The 20422-nt window shown below is 71.5% G+C and carries 22 protein-coding genes; 7 read left to right on the plus strand and 15 right to left on the minus strand.

Annotation, left to right across the window (positions count from 1 at the left end; translation table 11 throughout):
- The first annotated feature begins 122 nt into the window (after positions 1-122).
- Entirely contained in the window at positions 123-863 is a 741-nt protein-coding gene (locus ACFV9D_RS04235) for a GntR family transcriptional regulator (RefSeq protein WP_385140619.1), read from the plus strand.
- A 326-nt stretch (positions 864-1189) separates the two neighbouring features.
- Here the strand turns inward: ACFV9D_RS04235 and ACFV9D_RS04240 are convergent, their stop codons facing one another.
- Positions 1190-2347, minus strand: coding sequence for an ROK family transcriptional regulator (locus tag ACFV9D_RS04240; protein WP_385140622.1), 1158 nt, complete (start codon positions 2345-2347; stop codon positions 1190-1192).
- A 110-nt stretch (positions 2348-2457) separates the two neighbouring features.
- Here ACFV9D_RS04240 and ACFV9D_RS04245 point away from each other — a divergent pair, with 110 nt between their 5' ends.
- Positions 2458-2826: a hypothetical protein gene (locus ACFV9D_RS04245; protein ID WP_385140625.1), complete on the plus strand. Its 369-nt coding sequence runs from the start codon at positions 2458-2460 to the stop codon at positions 2824-2826.
- Between the two features lie 99 nt (positions 2827-2925).
- Here the strand turns inward: ACFV9D_RS04245 and mug are convergent, their stop codons facing one another.
- The 7 genes from mug to katG form a co-directional block, all read right to left on the minus strand.
- Complete coding sequence (gene mug / locus ACFV9D_RS04250) at positions 2926-3486, minus strand: G/U mismatch-specific DNA glycosylase (protein ID WP_385141524.1); 561 nt, start codon at positions 3484-3486, stop codon at positions 2926-2928.
- Complete coding sequence (gene purB / locus ACFV9D_RS04255; protein WP_385140627.1) at positions 3483-4925, minus strand: adenylosuccinate lyase; 1443 nt, start codon at positions 4923-4925, stop codon at positions 3483-3485. The genes mug and purB overlap by 4 nt, the downstream gene beginning before the upstream one ends.
- Positions 4926-5095: 170 nt before the next feature.
- The gene (locus ACFV9D_RS04260) at positions 5096-5875 is read right to left on the minus strand and encodes an SGNH/GDSL hydrolase family protein (RefSeq protein ID WP_385140629.1); all 780 of its coding nucleotides are present in this window, start codon (positions 5873-5875) and stop codon (positions 5096-5098) included.
- Positions 5876-5966: 91 nt separating this feature from the next.
- Positions 5967-6986 (minus strand): hemolysin family protein, encoded by a 1020-nt coding sequence (locus ACFV9D_RS04265; RefSeq protein WP_385140632.1) that lies wholly within the window; start codon positions 6984-6986, stop codon positions 5967-5969.
- A complete protein-coding gene (locus tag ACFV9D_RS04270; protein ID WP_385140635.1) occupies positions 6983-8323 on the minus strand; it encodes a hemolysin family protein in 1341 nt (446 codons plus the stop codon). The genes ACFV9D_RS04265 and ACFV9D_RS04270 overlap by 4 nt, the downstream gene beginning before the upstream one ends.
- Before the next feature lie 142 nt (positions 8324-8465).
- A complete protein-coding gene (locus tag ACFV9D_RS04275; protein ID WP_385140637.1) occupies positions 8466-8903 on the minus strand; it encodes a GNAT family N-acetyltransferase in 438 nt (145 codons plus the stop codon).
- Between the two features lie 159 nt (positions 8904-9062).
- Complete coding sequence (gene katG / locus ACFV9D_RS04280; protein ID WP_385140639.1) at positions 9063-11279, minus strand: catalase/peroxidase HPI; 2217 nt, start codon at positions 11277-11279, stop codon at positions 9063-9065.
- A gap of 230 nt (positions 11280-11509) precedes the next feature.
- Between katG and ACFV9D_RS04285 the strand changes: the two genes are divergently transcribed.
- From ACFV9D_RS04285 to ACFV9D_RS04295, 3 genes are all read left to right on the plus strand, one after another.
- Positions 11510-11920, plus strand: coding sequence for a Fur family transcriptional regulator (locus tag ACFV9D_RS04285; RefSeq protein ID WP_385140642.1), 411 nt, complete (start codon positions 11510-11512; stop codon positions 11918-11920).
- A 107-nt stretch (positions 11921-12027) separates the two neighbouring features.
- Positions 12028-12255, plus strand: coding sequence for an antitoxin (locus tag ACFV9D_RS04290; RefSeq protein ID WP_385140645.1), 228 nt, complete (start codon positions 12028-12030; stop codon positions 12253-12255).
- Positions 12252-12623 (plus strand): fic family toxin-antitoxin system, toxin component, encoded by a 372-nt coding sequence (locus ACFV9D_RS04295; protein WP_385140648.1) that lies wholly within the window; start codon positions 12252-12254, stop codon positions 12621-12623. Before ACFV9D_RS04290 ends, ACFV9D_RS04295 begins: the two co-directional genes overlap by 4 nt.
- A gap of 16 nt (positions 12624-12639) precedes the next feature.
- Here ACFV9D_RS04295 and ACFV9D_RS04300 read toward each other — a convergent pair whose 3' ends face one another.
- From ACFV9D_RS04300 to bioB, 5 genes are all read right to left on the minus strand, one after another.
- The gene (locus ACFV9D_RS04300) at positions 12640-13305 is read right to left on the minus strand and encodes a class I SAM-dependent methyltransferase (protein WP_385140650.1); all 666 of its coding nucleotides are present in this window, start codon (positions 13303-13305) and stop codon (positions 12640-12642) included.
- A gap of 84 nt (positions 13306-13389) precedes the next feature.
- Positions 13390-13734: a VOC family protein gene (locus tag ACFV9D_RS04305; protein ID WP_385140652.1), complete on the minus strand. Its 345-nt coding sequence runs from the start codon at positions 13732-13734 to the stop codon at positions 13390-13392.
- An 18-nt stretch (positions 13735-13752) separates the two neighbouring features.
- Positions 13753-14469, minus strand: coding sequence for a dethiobiotin synthase (gene bioD / locus ACFV9D_RS04310; RefSeq protein WP_385140655.1), 717 nt, complete (start codon positions 14467-14469; stop codon positions 13753-13755).
- A 27-nt stretch (positions 14470-14496) separates the two neighbouring features.
- Positions 14497-15777 carry an adenosylmethionine--8-amino-7-oxononanoate transaminase gene (locus tag ACFV9D_RS04315; protein ID WP_385140657.1) on the minus strand — a complete coding sequence of 427 codons (1281 nt, stop codon included), beginning with the start codon at positions 15775-15777 and terminating at the stop codon, positions 14497-14499.
- On the minus strand, positions 15770-17029 hold the full coding sequence (gene bioB / locus ACFV9D_RS04320) for a biotin synthase BioB (protein ID WP_385140660.1): 1260 nt from the start codon (positions 17027-17029) through the stop codon (positions 15770-15772). Before bioB ends, ACFV9D_RS04315 begins: the two co-directional genes overlap by 8 nt.
- Before the next feature lie 144 nt (positions 17030-17173).
- On the opposite strand from bioB, the gene ACFV9D_RS04325 reads away from it, so the two are divergent.
- Together ACFV9D_RS04325 and ACFV9D_RS04330 are read left to right on the plus strand one after the other, a co-directional pair.
- Positions 17174-18340, plus strand: coding sequence for an 8-amino-7-oxononanoate synthase (locus ACFV9D_RS04325; protein ID WP_385140662.1), 1167 nt, complete (start codon positions 17174-17176; stop codon positions 18338-18340).
- A 200-nt stretch (positions 18341-18540) separates the two neighbouring features.
- Entirely contained in the window at positions 18541-18969 is a 429-nt protein-coding gene (locus ACFV9D_RS04330; RefSeq protein ID WP_385140664.1) for an ATP-binding protein, read from the plus strand.
- On the opposite strand, the gene ACFV9D_RS04335 is transcribed toward ACFV9D_RS04330, so the two are convergent.
- Positions 18966-19391 carry an ester cyclase gene (locus ACFV9D_RS04335; protein WP_385140667.1) on the minus strand — a complete coding sequence of 142 codons (426 nt, stop codon included), beginning with the start codon at positions 19389-19391 and terminating at the stop codon, positions 18966-18968. The two genes, ACFV9D_RS04330 and ACFV9D_RS04335, sit on opposite strands and share 4 nt — an antisense overlap.
- 188 nt (positions 19392-19579) lie before the next feature.
- A complete protein-coding gene (locus tag ACFV9D_RS04340) occupies positions 19580-20410 on the minus strand; it encodes a DUF5995 family protein (protein ID WP_385140670.1) in 831 nt (276 codons plus the stop codon).
- Positions 20411-20422 lie beyond the last annotated feature (12 nt).

Raw genomic sequence — 20422 nt, forward strand, 5'->3', positions numbered from 1 at the left:
GGGTCAGGATTGGTCTTGACCAAGGGGGAGTGCCGCCTTATGGTCGCAGAGATAGTGCAGGAACCTTTAATAAACAAGGGCGCGGAAAACCGCCGGGGACACGGCGATTGCGGAGGATCAGGGTGGGGACCACGCAGCTGGAATCGGTGCCGGAGCCGAAGTACTGGCACCTCAAGACCGTGATCGGCGAGGCGCTCGACTCCGACTTCGCGGTCGGCGAGATCCTGCCCAACGAGCGCGAGCTTGCCGCGCGCTTCGGCGTCGCCCGTGCCACGCTCCGCCAGGCCCTGGAGCAGCTGGAGCTGGAGGGCCGCCTGCAGCGCCGCCGCGGCGTCGGCACGACCGTCGCCCCGCCCCGCGTCGGGGTGGACGTCTCCACCACGCAGCACGGCTGGCCCGGTGTGGCCGAGGAGACCTGGCAGTCCATGGACTCCGCCTCCGCCGTGGCCCCCGCCGCCGTCGCGCGGCTCCTGGACATCGAGCCCGACGAGCAGGTGCACGTCGTGCGCCGGCTGCGCGTCACGCACGGCCAGCCGGTCGCGGCCGAGCTGCTGTACGTGCCGTCCGGCTCCGTCCCCGAGCTGACCGCGATCGACACCCCGTCCGGCCCGGCCCGCGCCCGCAGCGTGCTGCGCGAACTCCAGCGCCTCGCCCTGGACGGCCAGGACCGCGCCGTGGAGCTCGGCTCGGCCCGCGCCGACGACGCCAAGGAACTGGACCGCCTCCCCGGCGCCCCGGTCCTCGTCGTCACGACCCGCTACCTCTCCGAAGGCCGCACGGCAGCGGTCTCGGTAGCCACGTACCGCGCCGACACCTGCCGCCTGACCTTCGGCGACTCCGGCGACCTGGTGATGGCGTCCTGAGGTAGCCACCCACCGGCTTCCGTACCCGACAGCGAGCCCGTGGGGCGCGCCGCACCTGCGGCCCGCCCCACGGGCTCGCCGCCGTTCCGCCCCGGAGGCGCAGCCGCGCCCGTCGGTTGAGGGAAACCGCCGCCAATGCCACGTCCTCGACCGCGCCGAGGCGGCTACCGTCCCGCCGTCGGGCCCTCGGATTCCGCGCCGCGCGCGGTTACGCGCGCGTCGGCCTGGTGTCGGCTCCGCGCGCAGCGGCCCTTCGGGCGCGGCGCCCCGCTCGGCAGCGGCGGCGCGTTCGCCGGAGGCGCCGCACTCCGCCCAGGAGCCGGCTTTCACCGGCGGGCCGTCACCGTGCCCTCCACCGCGAAGAGTTGTTCCTCCACGTGGTCCAGGGCGAGGCGCAGGGCGCCCGTGCCCACGGCCGCTTCGCCCAGCAGCGACAGGACCACGCGCGGGGGACGCAGGCAGAAGCGGGCCAACTCCTCGCGCAGGGGCTGCAGTACGCCGTCAAGACCCGCCGCCCAGCCGCCGATCACCACCAGTTCCGGGTCGAGCGCGAGGACCAGCGCCGCCACGTCGTGGACCAGGCGCTGGGTGAAACGCTCCACCGCCGCCTCGGCCCGCGCGTCGCCGCCCCGCGCCAGTGCGAAGACCTCCGCGACCGCCTGCTCGTCCAGCGGGTGCAGCGGCTCGTCCGTCGTCGACAGCAGGTGCTCGGGGGTGACCTCCCGGCCGAGCAGATGCAGCGCCCCGATCTCCCCGGCGGCGCCGCCGTAGCCACGGTGCAGCCGGCCCCCGATCAGGGAGCCCGCGCCCGGGCTCAGTCCGGCGAGTACGAAAACGATGTCGTCGGAGTCGGTCGCCGCGCCCTTCCAGTGCTCCGCGACCGCCGCCGCGTTCGCGTCGTTCTCCACCAGCACCGGGCACCGGAACGACCGGCGCAGCCGCTCGCCGAGCGCCAGGCCCGTCCAGCCGGGCAGCGCCGTGCCGAGCCGGACCGTGCCGTCCGCCTCGACGATCCCGGGCGTGCCGACGCCCACCGCCCGGAGATTGGAGCGGGCGACCCCCGCCCTGCGCAGCACATCGGCGACGACCACGCGGACCCGCTCCAGGCGCTCGTCCTCCGGCGCCGTCTCCGAGACCTCGCGGGACCCCGCGCCGATGATCCGGCCGTCCAGCCCCGAGAGCAGCGCGGCGACCCGGTGCGGGCCGATCTCGATGCCCAGCAGATGCCCGGCCTCCGCCCGGAAGCGGAACCTCCGGGCCGGGCGACCCTGGCGCCTGGCCTCGCCCTCCTCGGGCGCCGCCTCGACGACGAGACCTCCGACGATGAGCCCCTCGACCACGCCCTCGACGGTCGGCCGGGACAGCCCCGTGATCCGGGTCAGGTCCGTGAGCGTGAGCGCGTCGGCGCCCCGCAGAGCATGGAGTACCACCGCGGAGTTGATCCGCCGCAGCAGAGACGGATCCCCGCCGGTCAGCCGCCCCACAGTGTGTCCTTCCAGCTCGTACGCGTGTCTGGCGGATGTTACTCAATGGACCGGAGGGCGGCGAGCGCCGCCCGTGTCCGGCTGTCGGAGCCTGCCGGTTTACTGAAACCATGACGCTCGCACAGCACCTCACCGCCCTCGAACTGCTGCGCGCCCGCGCGTTCCCCGCAGAGGGCTACCACCTCACCGAGTTAGCGGTCGAGGACCCCACCGAGGAGCAGGCGGAGGCCGAACGGGAAGCGCTCGCGATCCTCCTCCAGGCCCGCTGGGGCCCACCCCGGCTCGTCGGCCTGTACGGACTGCTCGCCCGTGCCGGCGCGGGCGAGGCGATACCGGAGCCCTGGGCACGCATCTGCACGTCGGTGCCGGACGTCCAGCTCTGGCGCGTGGACGCCCGATGGGTCGTGCTCGGTCTCGCGCCCTGCGGAGAGGGGGAGTTCCGGCTCCTCGCCTGGGCCACCGAGGTCGACCCGCCGTGACCCGTGACCCGTGACCTGTGATCCGTGATCCGTGATCCGTGATCCGTGATCCGTGATCCGTGATCCGTGACCCATGACCTGTGACCGTGATCCGTATGCCTACGGCCGCCGGTCCGGTACCCCCGCCGCCTCGCGAAGCCGTCCGAACTCCTCCGCCATCGACGCCGGCGTCCAGTGCGCGTTCAGTCCGCTCGGGTTGGGCAGCGCCCAGATCCGGGTCTGCCCGATCGTCCGCTCCTGCGGACCGATGACCGCGCGCTTCTCCCCGAACGCCGTCCGGTACGCCGTGATGCCGACCACCGCCAGCCAGCGCGGGCGCAGGCGCTCGACCCGCTCGGTCAACAGCCGGCCGCCCTCCCGGAACTCCTCGTCGCTCAGCTCGTCGGCCCGCGCGGTCGCCCGCGCCACCACGTTCGTGATGCCCAGGCCGTACGAGAGAAGCTCCAACTGCTCCGAGGGCTTCAGCAGCCGCGGGGTGAAGCCGGACCGTTCGAGCACCGGCCAGAAGCGGTTGCCGGGACGTGCGAAGTGGTGGCCCGTCGCCGCCGACATCAGCCCCGGGTTGATCCCGCAGAAGAGGACGGAAAGGCCGCCCGCGACCACGTCGGGGATGACGCGGTCGCGGGCGGCCTGAAGCTCCTGCGGGGTGAACCGGGTCAGAGGATCGACCCGGGGGCGTAGGCGGCGGCCTCCGGGTGCTGCTTGACGATCTCCTCGATACGGGAGACCACGGCGGCGACCTGGTCGGCGGCGGCACCGGTGAACGACAGCTTGTCCGCCATCAGCGCGTCGAGCTGCGCGCGGTCCAGCGGGATCCGCTCGTCGGCGGCCAGCTTGTCGAGCAGCTCGTTGCGCTCGGCGCCCTGCTCGCGCATGGCGAGGGCGGAGGCGACGGCGTTCTCCTTGATGGCCTCGTGGGCGAGCTCACGGCCGACACCGGCGCGGACGGCGCCCATGAGGACCTTGGTGGTCGCCAGGAACGGCAGGTACCGGTCCAGCTCGCGCGCGACGACCGCCGGGAACGCGCCGAACTCGTCGAGCACGGTCAGGAAGGTCTCCAGCAGGCCGTCGAGGGCGAAGAACGCGTCCGGCAGCGCGACCCGGCGGACCACGGAGCAGGAGACGTCGCCCTCGTTCCACTGGTCGCCCGCCAGCTCGCCGGTCATCGAGGCGTAGCCGCGCAGGATGACCATGAGACCGTTGACGCGCTCGCAGGAGCGGGTGTTCATCTTGTGCGGCATCGCGGAGGAGCCGACCTGGCCGGGCTTGAAGCCCTCGGTGACCAGCTCGTGGCCGGCCATCAGGCGGATCGTCTTCGCGACCGAGGACGGCGCGGCGGCCAGCTGCACGAGCCCGGTGACCACGTCGTAGTCGAGCGAGCGCGGGTAGACCTGGCCGACCGAGGTGAAGGCGTGCGCGAAGCCGAGGTGCCCGGCGATGCGCTGCTCCAGGTCCGCCAGCTTGGTCGCGTCGCCGCCGAGCAGGTCGAGCATGTCCTGGGCGGTGCCGACCGGGCCCTTGATGCCGCGCAGCGGGTAGCGCGCGATCAGCTCCTCAAGACGGCCGTAGGCGACGAGCAGTTCGTCGGCGGCCGTGGCGAAACGCTTGCCGAGGGTGGTGGCCTGGGCGGCGACGTTGTGGGAGCGGCCGGCCATGACGAGCTCGGCGTACTCGCCGGACAGCTTGCCGAGGCGGGCCAGGACGGCGACCGTACGGTCACGCATCAGCTCGAGCGAGAGCCGGATCTGCAGCTGCTCGACGTTCTCGGTGAGGTCGCGGGAGGTCATGCCCTTGTGGACGTGCTCGTGACCGGCGAGGGCGTTGAACTCCTCGATCCGGGCCTTCACATCGTGCCGGGTGACCTTCTCGCGCTCGGCGATGGAGCCGAGGTCGACCTGGTCGAGGACGCGCTCGTAGTCGGCCAGGGCCGCGTCCGGGACCTCGATCCCGAGGTCCTTCTGGGCACGCAGCACGGCGAGCCACAGCTGCCGCTCCAGCTTCACCTTCTGCTCGGGGGACCAGAGGACGGCGAGCTCCGCGGAGGCGTAGCGGCCGGCCAGGACATTGGGGATACGGGGCTTCGCAGTCACAGCAGTCACGTGACCAGATTCTACTGGCGGTTTCTGCAGGCCAGCGCCACGGCCCGGTTCGTCTCTTGCTACGAGACGGCCGTCACGCGCGCGTGCGGCAACGGGCGGGCCCGGCCGGCGGCCAGGACCTGTCCGGCGGATCATGGCCGGGGCCGCGACGCCGATCCGCCGGACAGGCCCTACGCCGTCGGCGGCTCGTACGGAAGCAGTTCCGGCCGCTTGGCCGGGCGGCCGTCGCCCGAGGAGCGGCCGGTCAGCCGCCGTCCGATCCACGGGCCGAGGTGTTCCCTTGCGAACCGCGCGTCGCCGAGGCGCCGCGCCGCCCAGCCCGGTCGGAGCGCCGGCGGCAGCGGTGCCTGCCAGTCGTCCTCGGGGGCCAGTCCGAGCGTCTGCCACACGGCCTCGGCCACCCGCCGGTGCCCCTCGTCGGTCAGATGGAGCCGGTCCACGTCCCACATCCGCTGGTCGGCGAGCGCGGGCGCTCCGTACAGGTCGACCACCAGGGCGCCGTGGCGGGCGGCGAGCTCGTCGACGTACCCGAAGAGCTCCTCCATGCGGGGCCGGAAGCGCTCCATGACGGGGCCGTTGCGGCCGGGGCTGCGCATCAGGACCAGCTGCCCGCAGGACGGCGCCAGCGTCTCCACCGCCTGGGTGAGCAGACCCCGCACCCGTCCCATGTCGACCTTGGGCCGCAGCGTGTCGTTCAGGCCGCCGACCAGCGTCACCACGTCCGCCTTCATGGCGGCGGCCCGGTCCACCTGCTCCTCGACGATCTGCCCGATGAGCTTCCCCCGTACCGCGAGGTTCGCGTACCGGAAGTCGGGGGTACGGGCGGCCAGCCGGGTCGCGAGGAGGTCCGCCCAGCCCCGGTAGGTGCCGTCGGGCAGCCGGTCCGACATGCCTTCGGTGAAGCTGTCGCCGACGGCGACAAGACTGGTGTAGGTGGCATTCATTTCCATGGCGGAGCGATCATACCGTGCGGTATGCGGGTGGTGATCCGCCGGAGCCCCGGGGCGCATCGCGCACCCCGGGGCTCCGTGTCCACCGTCGCTACGGCGCCGCGGGCCGTCCGACCAGCTCCCGCAGGACGTCCTCCATGGTGACCAGGCCGGCCAGCTTGCCGTCCTCGTCCAGGACCGCCGCCAGGTGCGTACGGCTGCGGCGCATCGCCGTCAGCACGTCGTCCATCGGCGTGGCCGCCCGGACCCGGGCGATCGGCCGCATGGCCGAGACCGGGAAGGGCAGATCGCGCGGTGTCACGTCCAGGGCGTCCTTCACATGCAGATAGCCCAGGATCCGGCGGCCGGAGTCGACCACCGGGAAGCGGGAGAACCCCGACTCGGCGGACAGCGCCTCCAGCTCCTCGGGCGTCGTGCCGACCGCCGCGTAGACGACCTTCTCCACCGGCATGACCACGTCCCGTACCGGACGGCGGCCCAGTTCGAGGGCGTCGTGCAGTCGCTCCGCCGCACGGTCGTCCAGCAGACCGGCGACGCCCGCGTCGGTCACCATCCTGGCCAGGTCGTCGTCCGAGAACGTGGCCGAGACCTCGTCCTTGACCTCCACGCGCATCAGCTTGAGCAGCGCGTTGGCGAAGGCGTTGATCGTGAAGATCACCGGGCGCAGCGCACGGGTGATCGCCACCAGCGGCGGGCCGAGGACCAGCGCGGTACGCGTCGGCTCCGCCAGCGCGATGTTCTTCGGGACCATCTCGCCGAGCAGCATGTGCAGATAGGTCGCCAGGGCCAGCGCGATCACGAACGAGATCGGGTGCACCAGGCCGTGCGGCACGCCGACCGCGTCGAAGACGGGCTCGAGCAGATGCGCGATGGCGGGCTCGGCGACGATGCCGAGCACCAGGGTGGACAGCGTGATGCCGAGCTGCGCCGCGGCGAGCAGCGCCGAGACGTGCTCGAGACCCCAGATGACGCTGCGCGCCCGCCGGTCCCCGGACTCGGCCGCCGGCTCGATCTGACTGCGGCGTACGGAGATGAGGGCGAACTCCGCGCCGACGAAGAAGGCGTTCACGACCAGGGTCAGGAAGCCGATCAACAGCTGGATCGCGATCATCGGCCCGCCTCCCCGGTCTCCTGGTGCCCCTCGGTGGGCGGCGCGTGCATCAGCACCCGCGCCGCCCGGCGTCCGGAGGCGTCCACCACGTCGAGCTCCCAGCCGGCCAGCTGGACGCTGTCTCCGACGGCGGGGATCCGCCCCAGCGCCGTGGCGAGGACGCCCGCGAGCGTCTCGTACGGCCCGTCCGGCACCCGCAGGCCGATGGCCTCCAGCTGGTCCGTGCGCGCGGCGCCGTCGGCGGACCAGAGCTCGCGCCCGTCCGCGTCCACGCCCGCCCGCGCCAGGTCGGGCGTCTCGTGCGGGTCGTGCTCGTCGCGCACCTCGCCGACGACCTCCTCGACGATGTCCTCCAGCGTCGCGACGCCGGCCGTGCCGCCGTACTCGTCGATGACGACCGCCATCGTCTGCTTGCCCGACAGCCGGTCGAGCAGCCGGTCCACGGTCAGGGTCTCCGGGACGAGCAGCGGCTCGCGCAGCATGTCCCCGATGCGCCGGCGCGGCCGCTCGTCGGCCGGTATCGCCAGGACGTCCTTGATGTGGGCGATGCCCACCACCGCGTCGAGAGTGCCCCGGTAGACGGGGAAGCGGGACAGGCCGGTCGCGCGGGTCGCGTTGGCGACGTCCTCGGCGGTGGCCTGCACCTCCAGGGCCGTGACCTGGACCCGGGGGGTCATCACGTTCTCCGCGGTCAGCTCGGCCAGGTTCAGGGTCCGGACGAACAGCTCGGCGGTGTCCGCCTCCAGAGCGCCCGCCTTGGCGGAGTGGCGGGCCAGAGCCACCAGCTCCTTCGGGGAGCGGGCCGAGGCCAGTTCCTCGGTCGGCTCCATGCCGATCCGGCGCAGGATCCGGTTCGCGGTGTTGTTGAGATGACTGATCAGCGGCTTGAACGCGGCCGTGAAGACCCGCATGGGGGTCGCCACCCGCTTGGCGATGGCCAGCGGCGAGGAGATGGCCCAGTTCTTGGGGACCAGCTCGCCGACGACCATCAGGACGACGGTCGACAGGGCGGTGCCGATGACCAGGGCCGTCGAGGAGGCGACCGAGGAGGAGAGACCGAGGTCCTCCATCGGGCCGCTGATCAGCTTGGCGATCGAGGGTTCGGCGAGCATGCCGACGATCAGGTTGGTGACGGTGATACCGAGCTGCGCGCCGGAGAGCTGGAAGGTGAGCGACTTGACGGCCTTGAGGGCGCTCGCCGCGCCCTTCTCGCCGCGGTCCACGGCCCGTTCGAGTTCGGACCGCTCGACGGTCGTGAGCGAGAACTCGGCCGCGACGAAGGCACCGCAGGCGAGCGAGAGCAGCAGCGCCAGCACGAGCAGAAGCACTTCGATCATCGGTTCACCTCCGTCCCATGATCAGTCACGGGCAGAGGGATCGCTCGGTCGGTACTGGGAGGCTCGCCCATGGGCGGACGCTCACACCTTTCGGTCGTGCGGGATTGGAAACACCCATGGTAAAGGACGGGCAAAGCGGGTCTCACCTGCGTGGGGCGCCCGGCAGCGGCTTGACCCAACGCGTCCACTGCTTCTCGGGGCCGTACTCCGCCGCCCGCCAGGCGTGCTGCCCCAGTTCGTTGTGGTCCAGCACCATGGCGTCCGCGCGTCGCCCTCCGAGCCGTACGAAACGCTCCTCGGCCGCCGCGAGCAGCGCGCCGCCCACGCCCCGACGGCGGTGGTCCGGGTGGACGGCGAGCCGGTAGAGGTGGCAGCGCCAGCCGTCGAAGCCGGCGATCACCGTGCCGGCGAGCTCGTCGCCGCGCTCCGCGAGGATCAGGGCCTCGGGGTCGCGCACGACGAGCCGCTCGATGCCGTCACGGTCGTCGCTGATGCTGGTGCCTTCGGCAGCCACCTTCCAGAAGGCGAGGACGGCGTCGAGGTCGGCCGGCGTGGCGGCCCGGATGCGCAGTTCGGTCATGGACCGCATCCCACCACCGGCCCCGGCCGGCCGTCGACCGTGTTTCGCCATCCGGGCAGGTCGTACCGGCCGTCCTACAGGCAGCCCGTAGGAGGCAGGTCGCACGTCCAGGCCGACCCGTACGGGCCGGCCTGGACGTCACTGCGGGAGGCGTCGTGATCAGACGAGGTCGAAGCGGTCCAGCTCCATGACCTTGTGCCACGCCGCGACGAAGTCCTGCACGAACTTCTGCTTCGCGTCGTCGCTCGCGTAGACCTCGGCGAGCGCACGCAGCTCGGAGTTCGAGCCGAAGACGAGGTCGGCACGGGTGCCGGTCCACTTGACCTCGCCCGAGGCGTCGCGGCCCTCGAACTCGTCCTGCGCCGAGGACGTCGACTTCCACGTCGTGCCCAGGTCGAGCAGGTTGACGAAGAAGTCGTTGGACAGCGTGCCCGGCTTGTTCGTCAGGACGCCGTGCTTGGACTGGGCGTGGTTGGCGCCCAGGACGCGCAGACCACCGACGAGGACCGTCATCTCGGGCGCGCTGAGGGTCAGCAGGTTCGCCTTGTCGAGCAGCAGGTACTCGGCCGGCAGGCGGTTGCCCTTGCCGACGTAGTTGCGGAAGCCGTCGGAGGACGGCTCGAGAGCGGCGAACGACTCGACGTCCGTCTGCTCCTGCGCGGCGTCGACACGGCCCGGCGTGAACGGCACCTCGACGTCGAAGCCGCCGTCCTTGGCCGCCTTCTCGACGGCCGCGGAGCCCGCGAGCACGACGAGGTCGGCCAGCGAGACCTGCTTGCCGCCCGCGGCGTTGAAGGACGCCTGGACACCCTCGAGCGTACGCAGCACCTGCGCCAGCTCGTCGGGGTTGTTGACCTCCCAGTTGCGCTGCGGCTCCAGGCGGATGCGGCCACCGTTGGCGCCGCCGCGCTTGTCGCTGCCGCGGAACGAGGCGGCCGCGGCCCAGGCCGCGGAGACCAGCTGCGCGACCGTGAGGTCCGAGCCGAGGATCTGCTCCTTGAGGGAGGCGATGTCCGCGGCGTCGATCAGCTCGCCCTCGCGAGCCGGCAGCGGGTCCTGCCACAGCAGCACCTCGGCGGGAACCTCCGGGCCGAGGTAGCGCACGGCCGGGCCCATGTCGCGGTGCGTCAGCTTGTACCAGGCGCGCGCGAAGGCGTCCGCGAACTCCTCCGGGTTCTCGTAGAAGCGCCGCGAGATCTGCTCGTAGACCGGGTCGAAGCGCAGCGACAGGTCGGTGGTGAGCATCATCGGGAGGTGCTTCTTCGACGCGTCGTGCGCGTCGGGGATGATCGCCTCGGCGTTCTTCGCCACCCACTGGTGCGCACCGGCCGGGCTCTTCGTGAGCTCGTACTCGTACTCGAAGAGGTGCTTGAAGAAGTCGTGGCCCCACTGCGCGGGCGTGGTGGTCCAGGTGACCTCGAGACCACTGGTGATCGCGTCGGCGCCCTTGCCGGTGCCGTACGAGTTCGCCCAGCCGAGGCCCTGCGCCTCGATCGACGCGGCCTCGGGGTCGGCGCCGACGTTCTCCGCCGGCCCGGCGCCGTGGGTCTTGCCGAAGGTGTGGCCACCGGCGATGAGGGCCACGGTCTCCTCGTCGTTCATCGCCATGCGGCGGAACGTCTCGCGGATGTCGCGGGCCGCGGCGATCGGGTCCGGGGTGCCGTTGGGGCCCTCGGGGTTGACGTAGATGAGGCCCATCTGGACCGCGCCGAGCGGGTTCTCCAGCTCGCGGTCACCGGTGTAGCGCTCGTCGCCGAGCCAGGTGGTCTCGGGGCCCCAGTAGACATCCTCGTCGGGCTCCCACACGTCGGCGCGGCCGCCGGCGAAGCCGAAGGTCTTGAAGCCCATCGTCTCCAGGGCGACGTTGCCGGTGAGGATCATGAGGTCGGCCCAGGAGATGGACTGGCCGTACTTCTGCTTGACCGGCCACAGCAGGCGGCGGGCCTTGTCGAGGTTGCCGTTGTCCGGCCAGCTGTTGAGCGGGGCGAAGCGCTGCTGACCGGCGCCGGCGCCGCCGCGGCCGTCGCTGATGCGGTACGTACCGGCGCTGTGCCAGGCCATACGGATCATGAGCGGGCCGTAGTTGCCGAAGTCGGCGGGCCACCAATCCTGTGAGGTGGTGAGCACCTCGGCGATGTCCCGCTTCACGGCCGCGAGGTCGAGGGCGTTGAACGCCTCGGCGTAGTCGAACTCCTCGCCGAGCGGGTTCGCCACGGCGGGGTTCTTGGCGAGGATCTTCAGGTTGAGCCGCTCCGGCCACCACTGGCGGTTGCCGCCGCCCTGGGTCGGGTGCGCGGCGCGGCCGTGCGCGACCGGGCAACCGCCGGTCTCCTCCGGTACGGGGTCGGTGACGATTGCGTCGTGGTTCTCGGACATGGGAATCCTTCCGGACGGGGCGGATCGCGGAGCTCAGCCGGGGCGGTACCGGTGGGGATCGTGTCGCCCGACCGGTGCCATGTTGTCCCTTGGCTATTGCCGGAAGCGATCCTACGATGGACAGAGTCCAAGTCAAGAAGCGCGCCAATCCCCTACCCGATCGGAAACCCGTGCGCCACTGGTGAACTGCGCGTGTCCCGCCGAAGTCGAAGCTGAATGGGTGAACCGATATGAGTGACCTGCTGGAGCGACTGCGAGGGCGTGGCTGGCGACTGACCTCCCAGCGGCGTGTCGTCGCGGAGGTCCTCGACGGCGACCACGTGCACCTGACCGCCGACGAGGTGCACGTCCGCGCGGCGCAGCGACTGCCCGAGATCTCCCGGGCGACCGTCTACAACACCCTGGGCGAGCTGGTGTCCCTCGGCGAGGTCATCGAGGTCTCCACCGACGGCCGCGCCAAGCGCTACGACCCGAACGCCCACCACCCGCACCAGCACCTGGTCTGCGCCGGCTGCGGCACGATTCGCGACGTCCACCCCACCGGCGATCCGCTGGCCGACCTCCCGGCGGAGGAGCGGTTCGGCTTCGCGGTGTCGCAGGCCGAGGTCACCTACCGAGGGCTCTGCCCTTCCTGCACCTAGGGCCTGTTCGGCGGATCATGGCCGGAGCACGTTCACGGCGAAGCGGAACGGCGATGTCATGGCCGCTCCTCTTGTCGCTGCTAGCGCTCCGGCGCTAGCGTGGTCGTGTGGCCAAGACCCAACTGAACGTACGTGTGGACGAAACCACCGCCGACACCGCGCGCCGGCGGGCGCAACAGCGCGGAGTGAGCGTCAACCGCTACATCGAGGAACTCGTCCAGCAGGACGCGGGGGAATCGGGACGCGCCTTCGTCGAAGCCGCCGCCGACTTCATGAAGCAGTACGAGACCGTGTTCGCCGAGGAGTTCGGCGCGGAGCGTGACCGCACCGCATGAGCCTCACGGTCGACATCTCCTGGCTGCTCATGGTCGCCGAACACCAGACGCCCGGCGACCCCCAGGTCACCGACTGGGGCGCCCTCGTCGCCGCGGTCGGCCGGCACGACGCGGAGATCTTCGGCGTGCCCGTGTACAGCGACCCGCACGCCCGAGCCGCCGCACTGCTCCAACTCCTGCTGCACGTCCCGGCCTTGGAGCACTCCAACGCGATGTTCGCCTCCGCCGTCGCCTACGGCTACCTCGTCGCCAGCGGGCTGAAGGTCGTCACCTCGCCCGAACAGGTCCGCGACCTGGCCCGCCTGGTCAAGGAGGGCAAGGCGGACGTCCGGGCCATCGCCGCCGAGCTGCGCCAGTGGAGCATCTGAGCCGGCCGGTCGCCCCTCAGACGCGACGCGCCGAGCCCAACACGCAGTACGAGGAAGGCAGTCGGCGCCCCTTCTCCGGGACGGTGAAATTGCGGTACGCGATCGGTTCAAAACCCGCCGCCTCGATCGCCGCCAGCGGATCGCGCGCCGTGTGACAGCCGCCGAACAGCAGCGGCCACACCGTGCGGTCCAGCGCACGCTGAGCCCTGGCCATCCTTGGTGTCGGCGCCAACCCGTGCTCGAAGAAACGGAGTTCGCCACCCGGACGGAGCACCCGGTGCAGCTCGGCGAGCGCCCGCGCGACATCCCGTACCGTGCACAGCACCAGAGAGGCCACCGCCGCGTCGAAGGCCTCGCTCTTCACCGGCAGCGCCTCCGCCGCGCCCGGCACCACATCCACCGGCACATCGGCCCGCAGCGCGGCATCGGCCGCCAACCGGCGCAGATGACGCTCCGGTTCGATGGCCACGACCTCGGACACGGCGCCGGGATAGTGCGCGAAGTTCAGCCCGTTCCCCGCGCCGATCTCGATGACCCGACCGGACACACCGGTCAGCAGCTCCGTACGGAGGGCGGCGATGCCGCCCTTCGTATCGGCGGAGACGCTGAACCGCGCGTAGAAGCGGGCGAAGAGGGGATGGTGGACGGCGTCCCGGGGAACCCGGGTGGAACGCGGTGACATCGCGGACCTCCTCAGACGCGCACGGCAGACGCACACGGCGCAGACACGGACGGACGGGAGGATTCTGCCCGCGTACCGCCCTTCTCAGCCCGACACGAAGCAGAACTCGTTGCCCTCGGGGTCACGCATCACCTGAAAGGCCCCTTGTGGGTCGTTGACGATGTCTCCGACACGGGACGCGCCGAGGGTGATCGCCTCGTCGGCGGCCGCGCCGACGTCGGCCGCATGCAGATCCAGATGGACCCGGTTCTTCACGACCTTGCCCTCGGGCACCTGCTGGAAGGCGATCCGCACGAACCCCGGCGGCTCGACGTACGACCAGTCGGGGCTCCGGTCGACCGGAGCCCCGCCGAGAAGTCCGGCCCAGAACCGCACAAGACCCGCCGGATCGCCGCAGTCGAAGACGATCTCCGAAACGTGAGCGCGCATGGATCCAGCTTACGGAGGTCAGGGCCGGGCGCTCGCGGCGAACGCCTCGGCGTCCCAGACCCCGCCGAGCACCGGAGCCAGCCATCCGGCCGCGCCCGCCCGGAACGCGGCCGGGTCCAGCGCGCCCGCACCCTCCGGTACGGCGCCCAGCAGCGGCGCACCCGCCGCCTCCGGCAGATCGGCCAGATTGCAGCGCGCCGCCAGGTCGGGGGCCGTCGGCCAGCTGCCGACCACCACGCCCAACTGCTCGATGCCGCGCGCCGCAAGGGCCTCGGCCGTGAGCGCGGTCGAGTTCAGTGTGCCGAGCCCTGCCGGCGTCACCACCAGGACCGGGGCTCCGAGCAGACGGGCCACATCGGCGAGGGTGCCGCCCTCCTCGTCGAACCGGACGAGAAGGCCGCCCGCTCCCTCCACGAGGACCAGATCGTGCTCGACCGCCAGCTTCGCCGCCGCATCGGCGACCTCTCGCGGTCCGATCGGCGTCATCCCTGCCCGCCGGGCGGACGTGGCCGGGGCCAACGGCTCGGGGAACCGCCCCAGTTCGGCCGACGTCCGCGCCCCGGAGAGCCGGACGACCTCGTCCGCGTCCCCCCGCTCGCCCGGCCCGACACCGGTCTGCGCCGGCTTGAGCACGGCGACCGACCGCCCCTGGCCGGTGGCCACGGCGGCCACGGCCGCGGTCACGACCGTCTTGCCGATCTCCGTCCCCGTACCGCTGACGACGATGATGCCCATCGTGTGTCGAGTCCCTTCCTCGTCCGCTCAGCCCGCCGCCGCCGCGGCGTGGACGCCCGCGCAGATGCGGGCCAGATCCTCGTCGCCGGTCACGAACGGCGGCATCGTGTAGATCAGGTGCCGGAACGGGCGCAGCCACACGCCCGCCCGGACCGCCGCCTGCGTCGCCGCGGCCATGTCGACGTCGTGGTCGAGCTGCACGACGCCGATGGCACCGAGGACGCGCACGTCCCGTACCCCCGGCAGCGCGGCGGTCGCGGCGAGACCGTCCCGGAGTCCCGCCTCGATGCGCTTGACCTCCACCGTCCAGTCCTGGGACAGCAGCAGATCGATCGAGGCGCAGGCCACCGCGGAGGCCAGCGGATTGCCCATGAACGTCGGCCCGTGGGCCAGCACCGGGACCTCGCCGCGCGAGATCCCGTCCGCGACCCGCGTCGTGCAGAGCGTCGCCGCCATCGACAGATACCCGCCGGTCAGCGCCTTGCCCACACACATCACATCGGGGGAGACCCCGGCGTGGTCGGCGGCGAACAGCGCTCCCGTACGGCCGAAGCCGGTCGCGATCTCGTCGAACACGAGCAGCACGTCGTGCGCGTCGCAGGCCTCCCGCAGAACCCGCAGGTACTCGGGCGAGTGGAACCGCATCCCGCCCGCGCCCTGGACCACCGGCTCCACGATCACCGCGGCCAGCTCGTCCGCGTGCCGCCCGATCAGCTCCCGCAGATGCTCCGCGTACGACTCCTCGTACGCGACCGGCGGCGGGTCGGCGAAGAAGTGCTTCGGCAGCGCGCCCGACCACAGGTCGTGCATGCCGCCCTCCGGGTCGCACACCGCCATCGGCTGCCAGGTGTCCCCGTGGTACCCGCCGCGCCAGGTCAGCAGCCGACGCTTCGCGGGCCGTCCCACCGAGCGCCAGTGCTGCAGACACATCTTGATCGCGACCTCGACGGCCACCGAACCGGAGTCGCTCAGGAAGACATGCTGAAGCGGCTCGGGCGTGATCTCCACGAGCCGGGCGGCGAGCCGGACGGCCGGCTCATGGGTCAGCCCGCCGAACATGACATGGCTCATCCGGTCCAGCTGCCCCCGCGCCGCCTCGTTCAGCACCGGGTGGTTGTAGCCGTGGATCGCCGACCACCACGAGGACATGCCGTCGATCAACTCGGCCTGCCCGTGCGCCGGTTCGGCGAGCCTGAGCCGTACCCCGGACGCGGACTCGACGACCAGCGGCTCCGTACGGCCCGGCATGGGGCCGTACGGATGCCAGACGTGCGCCCGGTCCAGGGCCAGCAGCTCCTCGTTACGCATTCGGCGCGAGGTCCGTTCCGGCGCCGCGGCGGCGGACCGCCACCAGGTCGGTACGGGCCCCCGGCAGCTCTGCGGACGAGGCCTCGGCGGGCTCGACCGCCTCCGGCCCATGTCCACCGCACGGACCACAGCCGCCGCCCGCCTCCGCGTGCGAGCCGCACCCGCCGCCGGCCTCCGCGTGCGAGCCGCAGCCCGCCGACTTCTGAGAGCCGCATCCGCCGGCCGCACCCGCCGCGGCGAGCGCGTCCGCCCGGTGCGCGGGCAATGTGGTCGTGCCCGCGCCCTCCACCTCGAAGCCCGCGTCCGCGATCATGTCCAGGTCCGTCTTGCCGGCCTGGCCCTCGCTCGTCAGGTAGTCGCCCAGGAAGATCGAGTTCGCGATGTGCAGCGCGAGCGGCTGCATCGAACGCAGGTGCACCTCGCGGCCGCCCGCGATCCGCACCTCGACGTCCGGACAGACGAATCGGACCATCGCCAGGATCCGCAGGCAGCGCTGCGGGGTCAGGTTCCACTCCTTCGCGAGGGGCGTGCCCTCGAAGGGGATGAGGAAGTTGACCGGCACCGAGTCCGAGTCCAGCTCCCGCAGCGCGTAGACGACGTCGACCAGGTCCTCGTCGCTCTCGCCCATGCCCGCGATCAGACCGGAGCACGCCGACAGACCGGCGGCGTGCGCCTTCTGCACGGTGTCCACCCGGTCCTGGTAGGTGTGGGTGGTCGTGATCTCCCCGTACGTCCCCTCGGACGTGTTCAGGTTGTGGTTGTACGCGTCCGCGCCCGCCTCGCGCAGCCGCTCGGCCTGGCCGTCGGAGAGCAGGCCGAGGCACGCGCAGACCTCGACGCCCTCGTTCTGCTCCTTGATCGCCTCGATCGTCTTTCCGACTCGGTCCACGTCCCGGTCCGTCGGCCCGCGGCCGCTCGCCACCAGACAGACCCGCTTCGCGCCGCCCGCGACACCGGCGGCGGCCGCCTGGGACGCCTCGTCCGGCTTCAGCCAGGTGTACTTCAGGATCCCGGCCGTGGAGCCGAGCCGCTGGGAACAGTACGAGCAGTCCTCCGGGCACAGCCCGGACTTCAGATTCACCAGGTAGTTCAGCTTCACGCGACGCCCGAACCACTGGCGGCGCACCTTGCCGGCCGCGGCCACCACATCGAGCAGTTCGTCGTCGGAGGTCGCCAGCACGGCGAGCGCTTCTTCACGGCTCGGCAGCTCGCGCCGCAGCCCCTTGTCCACCAGCGTGTTCAGCAGGTCCATAAGGGCTGATCCTGGCCTACGGCACGCCCCGCGGCCAAGGAGGATCTGAACAAACGAGCCCGTTTGAGGTGTGTGCATGGCCACACCCTGACCTCGGCCGCGGACGGTTAGGGTCTGTGCGCTGCCTACAAAAGGATCTGCCCCATGCACCGGGACGAGGACACGCGCCGGAGCGCGTTCGACTGGACCGACGCCGAGGCGCGCCGCCGCGAGCGGGCGGGCCTTGTCCGTACGCTCAGGCCCCGCCCCGCCGAAACGGACCTGCTCGACCTGGCGAGCAACGACTACCTCGGACTGACCCGCCGGCCGGAGATCACGGAGGCGGCGGCCGAGGCGGCGCGGCGCTGGGGCGCCGGTGCGACCGGATCGCGCCTCGTCACCGGCACCACCCGGCTGCACACCCGCCTGGAGCGCGAACTCGCCGAGTTCTGCGGCTTCGAGGCGGCCCTCGTCTTCTCCTCCGGCTACACCGCCAACCTCGCCGCGCTCACCGCGCTGAGCAGCCGGGACTCGCTGATCGTCTCCGACGCCGGCAACCACGCCTCGATCGTCGACGGCTGCCGGCTCTCGCGCGCCGAGACGGCCGTCGTCCCGCACACCGACCCCGAGGCGGTACGCAAGACCCTGCGGGCCCACGAGGGCCGACGCGCCCTCGCCGTCACCGACTCCGTCTTCTCCGTGGACGGCGACAAGGCCCCGCTGACCGAACTCGCCGAGGCCTGCCGTGCCCATGGCGCCGCGCTCGTCGTGGACGACGCCCACGGCCTGGGGGTGCTCGGCGACGGCGGCCGGGGCGCCCTGCACGCCGCGGGTCTCGCTGGCGACGAGGACGTCGTCGCGACCCTCACCCTCTCCAAGTCGCTGGGCAGCCAGGGCGGCGCCGTCCTCGGACCCGCCCGGGTCGTCGAGCACCTGGTCAACGCGGCGCGGACGTTCATCTTCGACACCGGACTCGCCCCGGCCGCCGTCGGGGCCGCCCTCGCGAGCCTGCGGCTGATCGGTGCCGAGCCGGGCCTCGCCGAGGGTGCCCGTACCGTCGCCTCCACACTGCACCGGATGCTCACCGATGCCGGACTGACCGCCGCACGCCCTGACGCGGCCGTCGTCTCGGTGCGCGCCCCCTCACCCGAGGCCGCGCTGGGATGGGCGGCCGACTGCCGCGAGCAGGGGCTCGCCGTGGGCTGCTTCCGGCCCCCGTCCGTCCCGGACGGCATCTCGCGGCTGCGGCTCACCGCCCGCGCGGACCTGACGGACGCGCAGATCGACCGGGCGGTGGAGACGATCGTGCGCACCGCGCCACCGGGGCACTGAACGCGGCGCGCACGACCCCGGCCCGTCGAGGCCATGCCGTGTGCGCGGCTCAAATACGGTCTCTCGTAGCAGAGTTCACCGCTTCGAGCGACAAATATGCACATATCTTGGTGGATCGCCACACAGGGCGGCGTGTTCGGTGGCAGTCTGACGCGAAGTGCAATCCGGGCCGGGCCCGGTGGGAAAGGGACAGCGTCGCCATGGCAGACCACCAGGAAGCAACCGTCACTCTGCCGAGCGATCCCGCCTCGGTGTCCGCCGCCCGGAGATATGTCGCCGACGTCCTGACCGGCTGGGGGCTCGCGGAGGCCGACGACACCGCCGACACGGTCCGGCTGATCGTCTCGGAGCTCGCCACCAACGCCGTCCAGCACACCCTCGGCCAGTCACCCACCTTCACCGTCGACGTCCGCCTGGAGCGCGAGGAGCAGCTGCACATCGGCGTCACCGACAGCCACCCCCGCTGGCCCAAGCGGCTTCCGGCGGCGGTGCAGCAGGACAACGGCCGGGGGATGGTCATCATCCGCTTCCTGACGGCGGAGGCGGGCGGCCGACTCTCGGTCACCCCGACCGACGAGGGCGGCAAGACGGTCTGGATCAACCTCCCCTGGACGGCCTCCCCGAACTAGGCGACTGTCGCGCCGTCGATCTGCCGCATGAGACTCATCATGTCCGGAGCGACCCACTCCTCGGCGATCTTGTCGCCCTCGAAGCGGTAGATCTCGATGCTTCGGAAGCTGACCGGCCGGTCCGTCGCCACGACGCCCTGGAAGGTGCCACGATGCGTCCCGCGGAAGTGGACCCGCACCGCCACCTTGTCGTCGACACCGAACATGTCCTCGACATGGATCTGCAGGTCAGGGAATCCGTCCACCATGGACTGAGCCCCCAGCCGCCAGATCTCCCGACCGCGCAGCGGCTCGGGTGCCCCGGGGAGGTTGGCGATGAAGTCTTCCGTCATCATCTCGACACACGCGTCGAGATCGCCGCTCGCCAGCTTCTCGTAGGCGGAGCGCAGGAGGGCCCGCTGCTTCTCGACGGTGGTGTCCATCTCGGTGTCCTCTCTCTGGGGATCGCCCCGACGTGCGCGGCGATCGCTCGGGATCTGCATGGCTCTCAGTAGAAACCCTGCCGCTGCGTCAAGGTCAAGAAGAGCCACACCGAGGGGGCCCCAGGGCCCATGGGTTGACGACGCCGGTCGGCTTGGCAGCGGGCCCGGTCCCTACAGGCTTCGGCCTTCTACGCGATGGGCGTACTCGCTGCGGGCCAGCGCCGGCGGTCGGGAATCAACCTGCGCAGGATCCACAAGCCGGCGCGCAGCTTCCAGTCGCCGGGGGAGCGGATTTCGGAGATGAGCGCGGCGGTGCTCCTGCCGATCGACCGCGACGCTTCCTCGGTCGAATCCGGGTCCAAGAGTCTGTCGCAGTTGAACCAGGCCAAGCCCCGCGCTACCCGGATCCCGTAGTTGGTCAACAGTTCGTCACTACGGGTGAACAGCCTGTCCAAAGAGCTGAGCCCACGAATGTACCTGGACGAAAGGTCGTCCTGGACCCCGTCGATACAGGACGCCAGCATGTCGTTCATGCGGTGGAAGTCCGCGATGTGGCTGCGGTCGTCCGTGGACGTCGCCATGCGCCGCAATGCTTCCGGCAAGTCGTATGACATGTGCGCCATCATGGAAAAGAGCACGTCTTCCAGCATGTAGGAGTGCCGGAAACTCGAAGCGGCGAAGACATCTCGCCATGGTTGAGGGATGGAGTCCGGCAGATCACTGGGCTGAACTTCGCCTACGGAGCCACTGGCTCGTCCTGCCAGCCATTCGTCGATGCTGTCCATCGCGCTGAAGTAGGCCGATGCGAGCGTCTCGCACAGCTCGGCGACCCACGGCGGGTCGTTGAACACGGGGGTGCCTGTATCCAAGCCTGTGGCGAGCGTCGTCGTGAGGCGGTAGTAGGTGTAGGCGAACGCGGCCCGGTGATCCTGCGTGGTGTCGTACTGCCTGACCCGGTCGGCAAGCAGTCCGGCGACCAGGGTGACCTTTTCGGCGGGGAGCATGGACTCGGCGGTCATCGGGAGTATGTT

The sequence above is a fragment of the Streptomyces sp. NPDC059875 genome (assembly GCF_042731085.1).
Classification (GTDB): domain Bacteria; phylum Actinomycetota; class Actinomycetes; order Streptomycetales; family Streptomycetaceae; genus Streptomyces.